The sequence below is a fragment of the Pseudomonas sp. BN515 genome (assembly GCF_029873155.1).
Taxonomy (GTDB): Bacteria; Pseudomonadota; Gammaproteobacteria; order Pseudomonadales; family Pseudomonadaceae; genus Metapseudomonas.
Genome location: NZ_SSOH01000014.1, coordinates 30,834 through 47,327, shown reverse-complemented (window position 1 = coordinate 47,327; position 16,494 = coordinate 30,834). Strand labels below are relative to the sequence as shown.

The window sequence follows — 16,494 nt, the reverse complement described above, 5'->3', positions numbered from 1 at the left end:
GGAATCAGGCGGCCTGGCTGGCGTAGATCAGTTCGCGCAGGGCCTTGCGCTCCGCCACTGGAGTCGGGGCCTCGCGCACGGCCAGGCGGCCGTCATCCAGGCTGACCACCACTTCGGTTTCGAAGTGCAGGCGGAGTTCGTCGAGGGTCACGTGGGTGACCTGGTACAGGCTGTCGCTGATTCGAGGGTCGGCAGACATGGCGTTGATCTCGTTCCGGTTGGCCGCAAGGCCGATGGAGCGATAGTGACGCCGGTGCATCCAGCGCGGAATTGAAAGGGGGTGATGGTGAACATCATTCCCGTCGATGGCATGACGTGACCTTGATCCGCTGCCCTGGCTTACTGCCAAAGTCGTAGGAGCGAGCTTGCTCGCGAACAGTCTGTGCCGATCCTGCGCGAGCAAGCTCGCTCCTACAAGATTTCCGAATTCATCCTGTCCAGTCAGCCCTGCGGCACAAAGGCCGGATCGGACAGGTGCTGCACCAGCAAGTCGTGCACCAGCCTCACCCGGGACGGTACGGGGCCCTGCTGCGGGCGGTAGATGAACATCTCCCAGGGCGGCGGCGCCTGGTCCTGTAAAACGGGCACCAGACGGCCCGCACGCAGGTGCGGTTCGGCCAGGTAGATGGGCAACTGGCCGAAGCCGATGCCGGCCAGTACGGCCTCCACTTCGTTTTCCTGGTCGTCGGTGCAGAACGCGGCGTTGGCCGGCTGGATCTGTTGCCCGTTGGCGAACATCCAGGGCCAGACACGGCCGGTGTTGTTGTCGATCAGCGCAGTGGTGGGCAACTGGTGTAGATCGTCCAGCGATTTCGGCGCGCCATGGCGCTGCAGTAGTTCCGGAGTGCCCACCACCAGTAGCGGAATCTGCGCAACTGCCCGCGCGATGTAGCGACGGTCGCGGATGAAGCCGATGCGTACGCCGAGGTCGATCTGCTGCTCGACCGAATCGGTGAGCTGGTCGGACAGGCGCATGTCGAAATGGATGCGCGGATGCTCGCGGGCGATCTGCGCCAGCACGGGAAGCAGGAAGCGCCGCCCGACCGAACGGGGCGCGGCGATGCCCACGCGCCCGGCCAACTCCTCTTCGCGCTTGCCGCCATGTTGCTGGAACAGCTGATCCAGGCCGGCCAGGGCTTCGCGTGCCTGGCTGGCGAGACGCTCGCCGAAGACGGTGATCTGCACATGGCGGGTGCTGCGGTGGAACAGCGGTTCGCCGAACTGGTCTTCGAGGTCCTTGATGGCGCGGGTCACGGTTTGCGGTGAGGCACCCAGGCGGGTAGCGGCTTCGCGGAAGCTCGGGGTTTCCGCGGCGACACAGAGGATGCGCAGCAGTTCGATGCGATTGAACATGTTCGGTGTTCCATTTTGTGGAATTTCAAAATCCTGACTATTCCATTCAGTGTCGGCAATACCTTCCCGATACTGGCGCCCAGTTACCGGATTCATCCCGACTCCGGGCTTCCTGGGAGTGCCCTCATGAGCAACAACATTTCCACCAAGGTCGTGGTCATTACCGGTGCCAGCAGCGGGTTGGGCGAAGCCACCGCCCGCCACCTGGCATCCCTGGGCGCCAAGGTGGTACTCGGTGCGCGTCGGGTCGAGCGCCTGCAAGGCCTGGTCGCCGAAATCGAAGCCGCTGGCGGCGAAGCCCTGGCCATCGCCACCGACGTCACCTCCGCCAGCCAGGTGGCTGCGCTGATCGAAGGCGCGGTCCAGCGCTTTGGCCGTGTCGATGTGCTGGTGAACAACGCCGGTCTGATGGCCATCGCGCCCATGGACGAGGTCAAGGTCGACGAGTGGTCGCGCATGTTCGATATCAACGTCATGGGCGTACTCCACGGCGTGGCGTCGGCGCTGCCGCTGTTCCGCAAGCAGGGTAGCGGGCATTTCATCAACGTCGCCTCCGTGGCCGGGATCAAGGTGTTCAGCCCGGGTGGTACGGTCTACAGCGCCACCAAGTTCGCGGTACGCGCCATCAGCGAAGGTTTGCGCCATGAGGTCGGTGGCAGCATCCGTACCACGGTGATCTCCCCCGGCGCAGTGGACTCCGAGCTGAAGCACGGCAGCTCCCACGAGGAAAGCAGCCAGGCCCTGGGCGAGTTCTACAAGATGGCCATTCCGGCCGAGTCCGTGGCGCGGGCCATCGCCTACGCCATCGAACAGCCGGCCGACGTGGACATCAGCGAAGTGGTACTGCGGCCAACGGTCCAGGATTTCTGATCCGCGGCATGAAAAAGGCGGCCCCTGTGGCCGCCTTTTTGCGTTCCGCTCATTTGCTCAGGAGCACCGCCAGTTCGTCGGCTTCCTCGGCCCAGTCGGAATCCTCCAGCAGGGCGTCGCGCAGGAAGGCGGACTGAGCATTGTTCCAGAACGGTGCATCGGGCAGGGGCTGACCCACCGCCAGGCGGTGGCTGGTGACGAAGCGGTCTATCCCGCTCTTGTCGGAAGGCAGGCCGAGTTGGTCGAAAAGAGCGCTGAGAGAATGATGGCTGGTATCCATGACGGGTCTCCGGTAGGGCGTTGAACGGACAAAAAAGACCTCCAACGACTATAGACCCTGTGCCGGCCATGACCGCCGGGCGGCAGGATGTCGGCTACAGCCGGCGTGGGCTTGCACTGGATGCAGGCTTGGCTAGCCTCACACAAAATGTTTCAAAAGAACCTTGGGCCACCTGAACAGGGGGCGAAATGGGCGTCCATAGCGAGCAGAAGCATCCTTTTCGGGATCCGGTGGAGGCCCTGTTACTGGTCGCTCCGGTCTGGTCCCCTGTGCTGTTCATCTTCCTCGCCCAGTTGCTTCACGAATTCTTCCAGATCAACTGGTTGTTCAACTCCAGTCTGAGCACCTTCGGCATGTTCCTGGTGCCGGCCATTTCGGCGCTTCCGCTGATCCACGACTCACCCCGCCCACTCGCCACCAGGCTGTTGCTGGCGGGTGTCTATTATCTGGTTGGACTGGCAGCGATCTTCCTGATGTCCTGGGGAATGCTGCTGTACACCGGCTATACCTGATCCTGCCGCGGAACCTGGCACGGGGCCATGGATCAAAGGCCCTGGGTCCGCAGATTCGGCGGATCATCCCACTACGGAGCTATCCATGACCCCTTTGAAAAAACTCGCGCTCGTTGGCCTGGCGGCCTTGCCGCTGGTTGGTTGCATGAAAGAGGAACCCATCGACCAGGCGGTGCTCTGCACTTACAGCACCGATGCCGAGGCCAAGCTGTGCAAGTCCGGACAGATGTCCTGGTTCAAGGCGGGCAAGGCGGTCAACCAGTCCCTGCCGCTGAGCGTGGCGGCGGCGTATTGCGACTTCAATCACCCGGTCATGTACAACGAGGCGGGGGTGATCTGCGTGTTCACCGACAAGCGCCTGAGCCTGGTGAAGTAGGGGCGGCGGTTGGGTGTCGCGCGGGGCCGGCCCCGGAATCGGTGCGCGCAGCGCACCCTACGGGCAGCCATGTACCGGGGGGGACGGAGGTGGGGGTAGGGTGCACCGTGCGCACCGGCGGTTGAGCGTTGCGCAGGGTCTGGCCTTCAGCCAGGTGCCGGGAAGGGAAGCTGAAAGGCGAACCTGCGGTCTGCGTCGCGATTGAAATCGCTCCCACAGGCAAGGCCGCGCGCTGGTTACTCGTATTCCTGTTTCCCAAATAGACTGAAGGCGCCACAAGTGGCGCCTTCTGCCTTTCGAGGGTTTGCATACATCGTGATTGCCCGCCTCTGAACGGTGCTCCGGGATCAGCTGATGCGGTTGGCGCCAGTACGGTCGGCACCACCTTCGGCGACACGGTTGGCGCCAGTGCGGTCGGCACCACCTTCAGCGACACGATTGGCACCGGTGCGGTCGGAGCCACCTTCAGCGACACGGTTGGCGCCAGTGCGGTCTGCACCGCCTTCGGCGATACGGTTGGCGCCAGTGCGATCGGCACCGCCTTCAGCGATGCGGTTGGCGCCAGTGCGATCGGCACCGCCTTCAGCGATGCGGTTTGCGCCAGTGCGGTCGGCACCACCTTCAGCGATACGGTTGGCGCCAGTACGGTCGGCACCGCCTTCAGCGATACGGTTGGCACCGGTACGGTCAGCGCCACCTTCGGCTACGCGGTGGATGCTGGTGCGGTCGGAACCACCTTCAGCGACAACGGCACCCTGGGGCAGGGCGAAAGCAGTGGCGGACAGGCTGGCGATGAACAGGCTGGCAAGGATTTGCTTCTTCATTTTCGGGCACCTCGGTGAGGGTTGAAATTTGTCTACGGGGCCCATGTTACTGATGTGATTTCGATGAAGAAGTGATGCTGCGTGATGATTACCATCGACGTCAGTAATAGTTATGTGTGATCTATTAAAAACAAAGAGTTAGGCGTTTTATTTGGGCGTTATTACGCCGAATGGAAAGGCTATTTCCATGAATTGGTATAATCGATTAGTTCGATCAATCTGCGCGATAGAGTCCCTCCATCGTTGCCACAGTTGCATCTTTTTCTGCGCCGGTTAGCTCGCCGTTCTGGCTGAAAGCGCTGTTCCAGAGCTGCTGCGGTACTGTTCGCGTTTTGCAAACACTGTTGTCGTCCGCCCTGGAATTGTTGGTTGTCGGCGTCGCTCGTAACGTTCACTCACCCACTACAACAACAAACGGTGAATGAGATGAGCACTGCCGCTTTCCGTACCGTCTTCGGCTCGCTCGACGACCATCGCATTGGGTCGATCGAGATCATCCAGGGCGAAGCTCGCCACTACGCCTTCTCCAACATCTTCGACGTCGCCAGTCGATCCGCTCCTTATGAAAAGGTGGTGGTCGGCCTGAACCTTGGCTACGTCATCGAGACCCTGCGTGCCGAAGGCACCTCTCCCTGGTACACCGCCGCCCACGATGAATTCGCCATCTCGGTGGACGGCGAAGTGCGGGTGGATTTCCTCAAGCTGGACGAGCCACTGGGTGACGGCGAAGGCACTCACCTGGCCGGTGAGCAGCCCAAGGGCCGCCCGATGGGTTACGTCCTGCTCAAGCGCGGTCACCAGGCCCTGTTACCGGCCGCCTGCGCCTACCGCTTCGAAAGCGCGCAGCCTTCGGTACTCCTGCTGCAGACCATCAAGGGACCGCTGTCGGTGGAGAAGTGGGCAGACATCTGCCTGAAGTGACAGCCCCGACCGACGACCAGAACAAGAGGACATCCACCATGGCCATGCTCGAAACCCTCGACACCTCCGCCAGCTTCGCCGCCGATGAAGTCGAAGCCAGCCTGCCTGACTCCATTACCGGCTACCGCAGCTTCAAGCTGGGCGCCTTCACCTTTTCCCGCGATGAATACTTCGCGCGCATCCAGTGGCCGGCCAAGGGCCAGGAGCGCTCGCACCTGATCCCCGCCGACGCCTTCCTGCGCGCCACCATGCGCGATGTGGCCTGGGGCTTCTTCTACGGCTGGGTGAACTTCGACGAGGTGATCGGCACCCGCAACCATTACGGCAAGGTCGACCTCTATGCCGGCACCTTCAACGGCGTGCTGCGCGAGGCGGGCGTCGACTACACCGAGCAGTTCGAAACGCCGAAGATCATGGCCACGTTCAAGGCCATCCTGCGTGACTGGACCAATGCCGGCTTCGACCCCTTCGCCGCGCCGGAAGAAACCGGCAGCGCCTTCGGTCGCAAGAACGGCGACAACATCGAGGCCATCGAACGCTTCCGCGTCGCCACCCGCCGGATGCCCGGCCTGCCGGATGACTCGCCGCTGCGCAACGACCTGCCGGTGAACCGCCAGTTCGCCGACGTGCCCCAGGACGAGCCGGAAATCCACGCCGCCGAAGGCTTCGAAGGCGAGCTGCATGCCTTCAACCTGTACAAGTACCTGTCCCGCTCCGACGTGACCTGGAACCCCTCGGTCAGCTCGGTGTGCAAGGCCAGCCTGTTCTGCCCGACCACCGAGGAATTCATCCTCCCGGTGTTCCACGGCAACGACCGCGTGGAGTGGTTCCTGCAACTCTCCGACGAAATCATCTGGGACGTCGCCGACAAGGACGACGGCGCCCCGCGTGCCCGCATCACCATGCGTCCGGGCGACATCTGCGCCATGCCCGCGGACATCCGCCACCAGGGCTACTCCACCAAGCGCTCCATGCTGCTGGTGTGGGAGAACGCCACGCCGAACCTGCCGCAACGCTACGAGAGCGGTGAGCTGCCGCCGTACCCGGTGGAGTTCTGACTCCCAGCGCCCCTCTCCCCTGAGGGGAGAGGTGGGCAATTCATGCCACATATGGGCGCCGTGCCTGGTCACGGCGCCCGGAGAGCTTTTTTATGCAGAACCAACTCTTCATCGATGGCCGCTTCGTGCCGGCCCAGAAGGGCGGGACGATCGAAGTCCTGTCGCCCCATGACGGCTCATTGATCACCCATATCGCTGCCGCTGAAGCCGAGGACGTGGACCTGGCTGTTGCCGCGGCCAAGCGCGCCTTTCCGGCCTGGGCCGCACTGTCGGGCGCCGAGCGCGGTCGCCTGCTGCTGAAACTGGCGGACAAGATCGAGGAACAGGCAGAAGAACTGGCGCAGCTGGAATCCCTGGACACCGGCCATCCAATTCGCGACTCCCGCGGCCTCGATGTCCCGCGCACCGCCGCCTGTTTCCGCTACTTCGGCGGCATGGCCGACAAGATCGAAGGGGCGGTGATCCCGGTGGAAGCCGGTTTCCTCAACTACGTGCAGCGCAAACCTATCGGCGTGGTCGGCCAGATCGTGCCGTGGAACTTCCCGCTGATGTTCACCAGCTGGAAGATGGGCCCGGCGCTCGCCGCCGGTAACACGGTGGTGATCAAACCGTCGGAGATCACCCCGCTGTCCACTCTGCGCATCGCCGAGCTGATGAAGGAAGTTGGCTTCCCCGACGGCGTGGTCAACGTGGTGCCGGGTTACGGCCACACCGCCGGCCAGCGCCTGGCCGAGCACGAGGACGTGGGCAAGATCTGCTTCACCGGCTCCACCGCCACCGGCCGTCGCATCGTCGAAGCCTCCCAGGGCAACCTCAAGCGGGTACAGCTGGAGCTGGGCGGGAAGGGCGCCAACATCGTCTTCGAGGACGCCGATCTGGACGCCGCCGTGAATGGCGCCGCCTGGGCGATCTTCCATAACCAGGGGCAGGCCTGCATCGCCGGTTCGCGGCTGATTCTCCACGAGCGCATTGCTGACGAATTCCTCGAACGTTTCATCGGCCTGGCGCGCTCCATCCGCCTGGGCAGCCCGCTGGACCCGAACACTGAAATGGGCCCACTGACGTCCGCCCAGCACCGCGACCGCGTGATGGACTATGTGGACATCGCCCGCGCCCAGGGTGGCCGCATACTTACCGGCGGCAAGGCACCCAGCGATCCGGCGCTCGCCGATGGCTACTACGTCGAGCCGACTGTGGTCGAAGCCCAGCCGGATCACCGCGTGGCCCAGGAAGAGGTGTTCGGCCCGTTCGTCACTGTGCTGCGCTTCTCCACGGATGACGAAGCTCTGGCAATCGCCAACGGCACCCAGTACGGCCTGGGCAGCGGTCTGTGGACCCGCGACCTGCAGCGTGCTCACCGCATGGCGGCGAACATCCACGCGGGCATGTGCTGGATCAACTGCTACAAGCGCGTCAGCCCCGGCAGCCCCTTCGGCGGTGTCGGCCAGTCGGGCTATGGCCGTGAGATGGGCTTCGAGGCCATCCACGACTACACCGAGGCCCGCTCCGTGTGGGTCAACGTGGACGCGAAGATTCCGCCCCATTTCAAGCGTTGAGGTCGACCATGAATCCTTTCATCTACCAGGGCCTGGCATCCCGCGTGGTGTTCGGCTGGGGCAAGCTGGACTTGCTGGCCGAGGAACTGGACAAGCTCGGCGCCCGCCGCGCGTTGATCCTCACCACGCCGGAACAGCGCCACTTGGGCGAGCGGGTGGCGGGCATCCTTGGCGAGCGCGCCGCCGGGGTCTATCCGCAGGCGGTGATGCATGTGCCGGTGGAAGTGGCCCGAGCCGCGCGTGAAGAGGCGGTCCGGCTTGGCGCCGACTGCTGCGTTGCCATCGGCGGTGGCTCCACCATCGGTCTTGGCAAGGCCATCGCACTGGAGTCCGGCCTGCCGATCCTGGCGGTGCCGACGACCTATGCCGGCTCCGAGATGACCCCCATCTACGGCCTCACCGAGAACCGCCTGAAGAAAACCGGGCGCGATTTCCGCGTGCTGCCGAAGACCGTGGTCTACGACCCGCAGCTGACTCTGAGCCTGCCCACGGCCATCTCCGCCTGCTCCGGCATGAACGCCATGGCCCATGCGGTGGAGGCGCTCTATGCCCAGGACGCCAACCCCATCATCACGCTGATGGCGGAAGAGTCGATTCGCGCCCTGGCCGAGTCCCTGCCGGGCGTGGTCGTCAACCCGGAAGACGCCGAAGCCCGCAGCCGCGCGCTCTACGGGGCCTGGTTGGCCGGCATCTGCCTGGGCTCGGTGGGCATGGCCATCCACCACAAGCTCTGCCACACCCTGGGCGGCACCTTCAATCTGCCCCATGCCCAGGCCCATGCAGTGGTGCTGCCCCATGCCGCCCACTACAACCGCGAGGCTGCCGCCGAGCCGCTGCGTCGCGCCGCCCGTGCGCTGGGGGGCAAGGAGGCGGAGGAGGTGGGGCCGCTGTTGTTCGCCCTGAACCGCAAGCTGGGAATCCCGGCCTCCCTGGCCGAGATCGGCCTGCCCGAGGAAGGCCCGGCGGAGACGGCGGTAATCGCCTGCTCCAGCCCCTACTACAACCCACGCCCGTTCGAGCAGGACGCCATCGAAGCCATGCTCGTGCGCGCCTGGCAGGGCCTGCCACCGGCCTGACGTCGCTCGTAGGGTGCGCCGCGCGCACCAGTTCCCGCGCACGCGCTTTCTCGTGCGCACGACGCACCCTACGGATCAGCAAACCTGGACTCACGGGAACACAAGATGAACAACATCCCGACTAACGAAGCGAAGATTTCCGCCCAGGCGGTTGCCGCCTTCGCCAACACGCCCAACCCGCGCCTGCGCCAGGTGGTGCAGAGCCTGGTTCGGCATCTCCACGCGTTCGCCAGCGAGGTGGAGTTGACCGAGGACGAATGGCTGGAAGGCATCCGCTTTCTCACCGATACCGGCAAGAAGTGCGACGGCACCGTGCGCCAGGAATTCATCCTGCTCTCGGATGTGATCGGCCTGTCCATGCTGGTGGACGCCATCAATCACCGTGCCTGCGAGTCGGCGACCGAAACCACGGTGTTCGGGCCGTTCTACATCGCCGGCATGCCGGAGCGTGGCCACGGCGAGAACATGGCCTTCACTCCGGGCGAACCGGCCCTGGTGCAGGGGCGGGTACTGGATGCGGTGGGCGAACCCATCGCCAATGCGGTGCTGGATGTCTGGCAGACCGCGGAGAACGGCATGTATTCCGGGCAGGACCCGGAGCAGCCCCTGACCAACCTGCGCGGGCGTTATCGCACCGACGCGGAGGGTCGTTTCGCCATTCGCACCACCTTGCCGGTGAGCTATCCCATTCCCACCGATGGCCCGGTGGGGCGCCTGCTGCAAGCCAGCGACCGCCACCCCTGGCGGCCGGCGCACCTGCACTTCATGGTCATGGCGTCCGGTCAGCGCACCCTGGTCACCCACCTGTTCAACCATGACGATCCGTACCTGGACTCGGACGTGGTGTTCGGCGTCAAGGACTCCCTCAAGGTGGTCTACCAGCCGTGCCAGGCGAACCATCCGCTGGCGGCGCAATTCGGCTTCGACGGTGATTTCCGCCTGGCCAGCTACGACTTCGTGCTGGAGCGAGCAGCCTGATGAGCCAGTACTTCGCCGTCTTCGCCACCGACAAGCCGAACCAGATCAGCCTGCGCAACCAGGTGCGTCCGGCTCATCGCGAACACCTGCGCAATCCCTATCCGCACCGGGTTGTGGTGCGCCTCGGCGGTCCGACGCTGGACCACAGCAATGGCCGCATGAACGGCACATTGCTGGTGGTGGAGGCGATGAGCCTGGCCGAGGTGCAGGCCTTTCTCGGCGACGACCCCTACGTACTTGCCGGGCTGTTCGAGCACATCGAGATCCGCCCCTGGAACTGGGGCCTGGGCAACCCGGAGCTGCGGGGATGAACCCGCTCTGCGCGCTGGACGCCATCGCCGACGGTGGCGCCCTGGCCCTGGACGCCGAGCTGGAGGGCAAGGCGTTGCCGTTGGTACTGGTGCGCCGTGGCGAGGAGGTGTGGGGCTATCGCAATCGCTGCCCGCATTTCTCGGTGCCGCTGGACTTCCGCCCCGGCGAGTTCTGCACCTATCGCAGCCAGGTGCTGATGTGCGCCCACCACAGCGCCCTGTTCCGCTTCGAGGACGGCCACTGCATCGAAGGCCCCTGTGAAGGCAGCCGGCTGGAACCAGTGCCGGTGAGGGTGGTGGAGGGGAGGGTGGTGGTTCTGTAGCGGGAGCTCTTCCAGAGGGATTCTACTTCTGTAGGGGCGAATTCATTCGCCAAGGGAAGCGAAGCTGCCCCCATGGCATTCAAGCGCAGACCTTCGGCCTGCTTGGCGAATGAATTCGCCCCTACAAGATTTCGGCCCGCGAATGCGCGTCTTGCCAATGCGAATGCCAATTGTGGGAGCGAATTCATTCGCGAATGGCCGCGCAGCGGCCCTTGGTACGACAGTGGGGCGAATCTGCGATTCGCATCGCGATTGAAATCGCTCCCACAGAGCACAAAGTGCCTTAACAAATGCCAATGCCCAAATCCGCTAAACCTGTGATAACGGCCACTCGTTCCTCACAGGCGGATAGCGATGAACCTGTTCGAAGACATGCGGGTATTCGTGGTCGTGGTCGAGACCGGCGGCTTCTCGGCGGCCGCGCAGCGCTTGAACATCGCAAAATCAGTGGTCAGCCGGCGCATGAGTGCGCTGGAGCGGCACCTGGAGTGCCGGCTGTTCAATCGCACCACCCGGCGCCTCAGCCTGACCGAGACCGGGATGGACTACTTCGAGCGCACCCAGCGCATCCTTCGCGACCTGACCGAAGCCGAGGAGGCAACCCGCAGCCTGCAGAGCGAGTTGCGCGGACGCCTGCGACTGGCCGCGCCCATGTCGTTCGGGCTCAAGTACCTGTCGCCGGCGCTCAACGAGTTCATGCAGGCCCATCCAGGTCTCGAGGTGGAGCTGGACCTGAACGACCGCTACGTGGACCTGGTCAACGAAGGCTACGACCTCACGCTGCGCATCGGCCGCCTGCCGGATTCCACCCTGGTGGCGCGCGAGCTAGGGCCTTGCCCGCACGCCATCTGCGCCAGCCCCGCCTACCTCGCCGAACACGGCACCCCGCACGTGCCCGACGACCTGCGCGAACACCAGTGCCTGGGCTACAAGAACCGCGCCAACAGCAGCCAGTGGCAGTTCCTCATGGGGCGTGAATGGCGTTCGGTGACGGTGCGGCCCAGATTGATCGCCAACAATGGCGAGGTGCTGGTGCAGGCGGCGATGGATGGCCTCGGGCTGGTGTCGCTACCGCGCTTTCTGCTGGAGGAAAATCTCGCCAGCGGCCGGTTGGTGGAGGTGTTGCAGGACTTTCCGCTGCCCGCTTCGCAGATCTACGCGGTGTGCCCGCCGGGGCGCCGGCTGCCCGCCAAGGTGAGGGCCTTCATCGACTTCCTGGTGCAGCGCTTTTCTCGCTAGCCGGCGGAGACTAGGCTAGTGGCACTTTTCAGCAGACGGATAGTGCTATGTCCACCGAGATCCATGCCCAGTTCGCCGACGCTCCGCTCAACGCCATCGAGGCCCGGCTCCTCGGCAGCCTGATCGAGAAGCAGGCCACCACCCCCGAGTCCTACCCGCTGACCCTCAACGCCCTGGTACTGGCCAGCAACCAGAAGACCAGCCGTGAGCCGGTGATGAACGTCACTCCCGGCCAGGCCGGCCAGTCGCTGCGCAACCTGGAGTCGCGTGGCCTGGTGAAGCTGGTGATGGGCAGCCGCGCCGACCGCTGGGAGCAGCGCGCGGACAAGGCCCTGGAAGTGGTGCAGCCGCAGCTGATCCTCATCGGCCTGCTGCTCCTGCGCGGCCCGCAGACCCTGGGCGAGCTGCTGACCCGCAGCAACCGCATGGCCGATTTCGACGACACCGAAGACGTCCGCCACCAGCTCGAACGCCTCATCGGCCGTGGTCTGGCAGTCCTGATGCCGCGCCAGGGCGGCCAGCGCGAAGACCGCTACATGCACCTGATGGGCGAGCCGGCCGACCTCGAGGCCCTGCTGGAGGCCCGCGCCAGCCAGCCGGAGCGGGGTGGCGAGGCGCGCGCCGCTGCCGATGCCCGCATCGAAGAGCTGGAAGCGCGGGTCGCGGACCTGGAAGCACGCCTTGCCCGCCTGGAAGACCGAGGCGAATAACCTCCATACGGGGCACCGGCTGTCCGTCGATGTCGCCCCGACGATTTTCCCGCACGGCGCGACCTGCGATGCTGTTCGTACCGTGAAAAAAAGAGCCCCTGAGGTATTCATGAAGATCAGCTCGGACTTCGACAGCGGCAATATCGAAGTGATTGACGCCAGCAACCCGCAGCAGGTGCTGCTGGCCATGCGGCCGGACCTGAAGAGCCACCACTTCCAGTGGTTCCACTTCAAGGTCGAGGGCATGACCCCCGGCCAGCGCCACGGCTTCAGCCTGACCAACGCCGGGCAGTCCGCCTACAGCCACGCCTGGACCGGCTACAACGCCACCGCGTCCTACGACCAGGTCAACTGGTTCCGTGTGCCCAGCAGTTTCGACGACAAGGGCCTGCACTTTGCCCTTGAGCCCACCCACGAGCAGATCTGGTTCGCCTATTTCGAGCCCTACAGCCGCGCCCGTCACGACTGGCTCATCAGCGAAGCCCTGGACAAGACCGGCGCCGAAGTGGTGGCGGTGGGCAAGAGCATCGAGGGTCGCGAGATTCCGCTGCTGCGCGTCAGCCGCAACCCGAACGCCCAGCGCAAGGTCTGGATCATCGCCCAGCAGCACCCCGGCGAACACATGGCCGAGTGGTACATGGAAGGGGTGGTCGAGCGCCTGTCGAAGGAGGGAGATGCCGAGATCGACGCGCTGCTGGCCAAGGCCGACCTCTACCTGGTGCCGAACATGAACCCGGACGGCGCCTTCCGTGGCCACCTGCGGACCAACGTCGCCGGCAAGGACCTCAACCGCGCCTGGCAGTCGGCCGACGACACCGAGACCCCGGAGGTGTTCTTCGTCCAGCAGCAGATGCGCAAGGTGGGCGTGGACCTGTTCCTCGACATCCATGGCGACGAGGAAATCCCTCACGTGTTCACCGCCGGCTGCGAAGGCAACCCCGGTTACACGCCGCGCCTGGAAGCCCTGGAAAGCGAGTTCCGCCAGCGCCTGGTGGAAATGGGGGCGGAGTTCCAGACGGCGTTCGGCTATCCCCGCGACGAACCGGGCAAGGCCAACACCACCCTGGCGTGCAATGCGGTGGGTATGGCCTTCGACTGCCTGTCCTTCACCATCGAGATGCCGTTCAAGGACCACGACGACAACCCGCACCCGCGTACCGCCTGGAACGGCGAACGTTCCAAGCGCCTGGGCAAGGATGTGCTGTCGGTGATCGCGGCGATGGTGGACAAGCTGCGTTGAGCTGAGCGCGCAATGAAAAACGGCCCCTGATGGGGCCGTTTTTTGTTGGTGGAAATGAAAAGCGATTTCCACCCTACTGTTGGCACGATCTTTCAGTCCTGCACCGTCAGCCCCCTCTCCCTGAGGGAGAGGGCTGGGGTGAGGGGGGAAATGTGGGTACCGAGCCTCTGTGGGAGCGATTTCAATTGCGAATGAATTCGCCCCCACAACGTCAAACCCCGCTTTCGTTCTGCAGGTTAGCCTGGGTGATGTTGCTGTCTTCCGGCACGCTGCGGGTCAGCCAGACGTTACCGCCGATGGTGGAGCCCTTGCCGATGGTGATGCGGCCGAGGATGGTCGCGCCGGCGTAGATCACCACGTCGTCTTCGACGATCGGGTGGCGAGGCTGGCCCTTCTGCAGGTTGCCTTCCTCGTCCGCCGGGAAGCGCTTGGCGCCGAGGGTCACCGCCTGGTAGATGCGCACCCGCTCGCCGATGATCGCGGTCTCGCCGATCACCACGCCGGTGCCGTGGTCGATGAAGAAGCTCTTGCCGATCTGCGCGCCGGGGTGGATGTCGATGCCGGTGGCGGAGTGGGCGATCTCGGCGATCATCCGCGCCAGCAGCGGCAGGCCGGCCTTGTAGAAATAGTGGGCCAGGCGGTGGTGGATCACCGCGTGCACGCCCGGATAGCAGATCAGCACTTCATCCACGCTGCGCGCCGCCGGGTCGCCCTGGAAGGCGGCCAGCACGTCGGTATCCAGCAGCACCCGCAGCTTGGGCAGGGTGGCGGCGAATCCCTTGACGATCTCGATGGCCTGGCAGGCGATGTCATCGCCACTGGCACCGTTGTGGCGCGCGGTATAGGAGAGTTCGCGGCGCACTTCACCGGCCAGGGCGTTGAGCGCCACATCCAGGGTATGGCCGACGTAGAAGTCCTCGCTCTCTTCGCGCAGGTCGGCTGGGCCGAGGCGCATGGGGAAGAGGGCACCGGACAGGGCTTCGATGATGTGACCGACGGTGACGCGGGAGGGCAGTTCGCGGCCGCCACGGTCCTGCAGGCGGCCGTGCCGGCTACGCCATTGGGCGCGGGCGTCGCGCAAGTCGCTGACGATCTGGTCCAGCTGCCAGTTCACCGGCTGGCAGCCGGTGGCGACATAGGGAAGTCTGTTCATTGGGGTACCTGTAAGACGCGGTCCGGATCGCTATAGCCTGCGGAGAATCACCCGTTCTCCGCAAGAGGAAAATCAGCGGAAATGCCCGGATTAGTCGGCTGGCACCAGGGGCTGGGACGGCTGGCGCGGTGGCGCCGTGACGGTGCAGCCGACGGACGCGAGGATGATGCAGAAGATCGCCAGCCACTGCAGCAGCGACAGGTGCTCGCCGAGGAAGATCAGCCCGGAAAGAGCGCCGAATGCGGGCTCGATGCTCATCAAAGTGCCGAAGGTCTGTGTCGGCAGGCGGGTCAGGGCGACCATTTCCAGGGTGTAGGGGATGGCCGTGGAGAGCAGGGCGACGCCCAGCGCTATGGGCAACAGTTCCGGGCGCAGCAGGTCGACGCCTGCATGGGCGATGCCGATCGGCGCCGTGAAGATGGCCGCCACCAGCACGCCGAGGGCCGCGCCCTGCATGCCGTGGTCGCTGCCGGCCTTGGCGCCGTAGAGGATGTACAGCGCCCAGCAGACGCCTGCGCCAAGGGCGTAGGCCATGCCCGTCAGGTCCAGGTGGCCTCCCGTCTTCCCCAGCGGCAGCAGGAGCCAGAGGCCCAGGGCTGCCAGGCCGATCCAGATGAAGTCGATGGCGCGGCGCGAAGCGAACAGCGCCACCGCCAGGGGGCCGGTGAATTCGAGGGCGACGGCGATGCCCAGCGGGATGGTGCGCAGGGACATGTAGAACATCAGGTTCATGCCGCCCAGGGCCAGGCCGTAGAGGATCAGCGGTTTGAGGGATTCCTTGCTGATGCGTGCACGCCAGGGCCGAAGGACCAGCGTGAGGATGATGGCCGCGAACACCAGGCGCAGGGTGGTGGTGCCCTGGGGGCCGATTACCGGGAACAGGCTTTTGGCGAGCGACGCGCCGCTCTGGATGGAGGCCATTGCCACCAGGAGGACGGAAACGGGCAGCAGGGTGGAGGCGAGGCGGCGCGACAGCGAGGTCATGGTGGCTGATCCGGCAGAACGGTAGAGGGCTGGCGTATTCGAATGCTAATGTGCAACATAATGCGCAAAAGCCAGGGTGTGAGCAATATGTTGCCCAAATCCGATGAACGTCCCAACGTCCTGGAGCACGTCTCCGAGAACGTCCGCCGCCTGCGCCGTGCCGCGGGCCTCAGCCAGGAAGCCCTGGCCACTGCTGCCGGCGTCAGCCGGCGCATGCTGGTGGGCATCGAAGGCGGTGATGTGAATGTCAGTCTGGCCACGCTGGACCGAATCGCCGCCGCCCTCGGCGTGCTCTTTCCCGATCTGGTGCAACAACCGGATCGCCCCGATCGTTCCCGTATCAATGCCGTGGCCTGGGTGGGCGCCAAGCCCGGCAGCAAGGCCACCTTGCTGGCCAGTTCAGCGACACGGCATGAAGTGGAGCTCTGGAGTTGGTCGCTGGCGCCGGGTGAGCGCTACAGGGCCGAACCGGATGCCGAAGGCTGGCGAGAGATGATCTACGTGATCGAAGGGGATCTGACCGTCCTGCACAGTGGCGAGACGCATCAGATAGCGGCCGGAGATTTCCTGGTGTTCGGTAGCGACCAGCCCTACATCTATGCCAACGAAGGCGAGCAGTTGGTGCGGTTTGTGCGCAATGTCCTCACCTGAGGCGGCTTAGTGGGCAGGGGGACGGCTACGCCATCCTTGGCGAATGAATTCGCCCCCACAGGAGAAGAGCGCCTCAGCC

General features: G+C 64.8%; 20 protein-coding genes. 14 read left to right on the top strand and 6 right to left on the bottom strand.

What is annotated here, in order from left to right:
• Positions 1 to 4: 4 nt before the first annotated feature.
• Both ptrC and E8E91_RS02895 read right to left on the bottom strand, forming a co-directional pair.
• On the bottom strand, positions 5 to 199 hold the full coding sequence (gene ptrC / locus E8E91_RS02900; protein WP_151133456.1) for a type III secretion system co-regulatory protein PtrC: 195 nt from the start codon (positions 197 to 199) through the stop codon (positions 5 to 7).
• Between the two features lie 242 nt (positions 200 to 441).
• Positions 442 to 1,353, bottom strand: a complete 912-nt coding sequence (locus E8E91_RS02895; RefSeq protein WP_280374519.1) for a LysR family transcriptional regulator — start codon at positions 1,351 to 1,353, stop codon at positions 442 to 444.
• 126 nt (positions 1,354 to 1,479) lie between these two features.
• Between E8E91_RS02895 and E8E91_RS02890 the strand changes: the two genes are divergently transcribed.
• Positions 1,480 to 2,223 (top strand): SDR family oxidoreductase, encoded by a 744-nt coding sequence (locus tag E8E91_RS02890; RefSeq protein ID WP_280374518.1) that lies wholly within the window; start codon positions 1,480 to 1,482, stop codon positions 2,221 to 2,223.
• A 49-nt stretch (positions 2,224 to 2,272) separates the two neighbouring features.
• Here the strand turns inward: E8E91_RS02890 and E8E91_RS02885 are convergent, their stop codons facing one another.
• A complete protein-coding gene (locus E8E91_RS02885) occupies positions 2,273 to 2,503 on the bottom strand; it encodes a DUF2789 domain-containing protein (protein ID WP_280374517.1) in 231 nt (76 codons plus the stop codon).
• A gap of 188 nt (positions 2,504 to 2,691) precedes the next feature.
• Between E8E91_RS02885 and E8E91_RS02880 the strand changes: the two genes are divergently transcribed.
• Entirely contained in the window at positions 2,692 to 3,015 is a 324-nt protein-coding gene (locus E8E91_RS02880) for a hypothetical protein (protein ID WP_280367383.1), read from the top strand.
• A gap of 85 nt (positions 3,016 to 3,100) precedes the next feature.
• Entirely contained in the window at positions 3,101 to 3,391 is a 291-nt protein-coding gene (locus E8E91_RS02875; RefSeq protein ID WP_280374516.1) for a hypothetical protein, read from the top strand.
• 347 nt (positions 3,392 to 3,738) lie between these two features.
• Here the strand turns inward: E8E91_RS02875 and E8E91_RS02870 are convergent, their stop codons facing one another.
• Positions 3,739 to 4,215 (bottom strand): hypothetical protein, encoded by a 477-nt coding sequence (locus tag E8E91_RS02870; RefSeq protein WP_280374515.1) that lies wholly within the window; start codon positions 4,213 to 4,215, stop codon positions 3,739 to 3,741.
• A gap of 426 nt (positions 4,216 to 4,641) precedes the next feature.
• Here E8E91_RS02870 and E8E91_RS02865 point away from each other — a divergent pair, with 426 nt between their 5' ends.
• The 10 genes from E8E91_RS02865 to E8E91_RS02820 all read left to right on the top strand — a co-directional run bounded on the left by E8E91_RS02865 (position 4,642) and on the right by E8E91_RS02820 (position 13,627).
• A complete protein-coding gene (locus E8E91_RS02865; protein ID WP_280374514.1) occupies positions 4,642 to 5,136 on the top strand; it encodes a hydroxyquinol 1,2-dioxygenase in 495 nt (164 codons plus the stop codon).
• Between the two features lie 38 nt (positions 5,137 to 5,174).
• Positions 5,175 to 6,194: a hydroxyquinol 1,2-dioxygenase gene (locus E8E91_RS02860; RefSeq protein ID WP_280374513.1), complete on the top strand. Its 1,020-nt coding sequence runs from the start codon at positions 5,175 to 5,177 to the stop codon at positions 6,192 to 6,194.
• A gap of 92 nt (positions 6,195 to 6,286) precedes the next feature.
• Positions 6,287 to 7,750: an aldehyde dehydrogenase family protein gene (locus tag E8E91_RS02855; protein ID WP_280374512.1), complete on the top strand. Its 1,464-nt coding sequence runs from the start codon at positions 6,287 to 6,289 to the stop codon at positions 7,748 to 7,750.
• Positions 7,751 to 7,758: 8 nt separating this feature from the next.
• Positions 7,759 to 8,826 carry a maleylacetate reductase gene (locus tag E8E91_RS02850; protein WP_280374511.1) on the top strand — a complete coding sequence of 356 codons (1,068 nt, stop codon included), beginning with the start codon at positions 7,759 to 7,761 and terminating at the stop codon, positions 8,824 to 8,826.
• A gap of 105 nt (positions 8,827 to 8,931) precedes the next feature.
• Positions 8,932 to 9,804 carry an intradiol ring-cleavage dioxygenase gene (locus E8E91_RS02845; protein ID WP_280374510.1) on the top strand — a complete coding sequence of 291 codons (873 nt, stop codon included), beginning with the start codon at positions 8,932 to 8,934 and terminating at the stop codon, positions 9,802 to 9,804.
• On the top strand, positions 9,804 to 10,115 hold the full coding sequence (locus E8E91_RS02840; RefSeq protein WP_280369563.1) for a YciI family protein: 312 nt from the start codon (positions 9,804 to 9,806) through the stop codon (positions 10,113 to 10,115). The genes E8E91_RS02845 and E8E91_RS02840 overlap by 1 nt, the downstream gene beginning before the upstream one ends.
• Entirely contained in the window at positions 10,112 to 10,438 is a 327-nt protein-coding gene (locus E8E91_RS02835; RefSeq protein WP_280374509.1) for a Rieske (2Fe-2S) protein, read from the top strand. Before E8E91_RS02840 ends, E8E91_RS02835 begins: the two co-directional genes overlap by 4 nt.
• 354 nt (positions 10,439 to 10,792) lie before the next feature.
• Positions 10,793 to 11,677: a LysR family transcriptional regulator gene (locus E8E91_RS02830; RefSeq protein ID WP_280374508.1), complete on the top strand. Its 885-nt coding sequence runs from the start codon at positions 10,793 to 10,795 to the stop codon at positions 11,675 to 11,677.
• Between the two features lie 47 nt (positions 11,678 to 11,724).
• The gene (locus E8E91_RS02825) at positions 11,725 to 12,387 is read left to right on the top strand and encodes a DUF480 domain-containing protein (protein WP_280374507.1); all 663 of its coding nucleotides are present in this window, start codon (positions 11,725 to 11,727) and stop codon (positions 12,385 to 12,387) included.
• 109 nt (positions 12,388 to 12,496) lie between these two features.
• Positions 12,497 to 13,627, top strand: a complete 1,131-nt coding sequence (locus E8E91_RS02820; protein WP_280374506.1) for a M14-type cytosolic carboxypeptidase — start codon at positions 12,497 to 12,499, stop codon at positions 13,625 to 13,627.
• Positions 13,628 to 13,838: 211 nt separating this feature from the next.
• On the opposite strand, the gene epsC is transcribed toward E8E91_RS02820, so the two are convergent.
• Together epsC and rhtA are read right to left on the bottom strand one after the other, a co-directional pair.
• Positions 13,839 to 14,780 carry a serine O-acetyltransferase EpsC gene (gene epsC / locus E8E91_RS02815; RefSeq protein ID WP_280369573.1) on the bottom strand — a complete coding sequence of 314 codons (942 nt, stop codon included), beginning with the start codon at positions 14,778 to 14,780 and terminating at the stop codon, positions 13,839 to 13,841.
• Between the two features lie 90 nt (positions 14,781 to 14,870).
• Entirely contained in the window at positions 14,871 to 15,764 is an 894-nt protein-coding gene (gene rhtA, locus E8E91_RS02810) for a threonine/homoserine exporter RhtA (protein WP_280374505.1), read from the bottom strand.
• Positions 15,765 to 15,824: 60 nt separating this feature from the next.
• On the opposite strand from rhtA, the gene E8E91_RS02805 reads away from it, so the two are divergent.
• Positions 15,825 to 16,415, top strand: coding sequence for an XRE family transcriptional regulator (locus E8E91_RS02805; protein WP_280374504.1), 591 nt, complete (start codon positions 15,825 to 15,827; stop codon positions 16,413 to 16,415).
• Positions 16,416 to 16,494 lie beyond the last annotated feature (79 nt).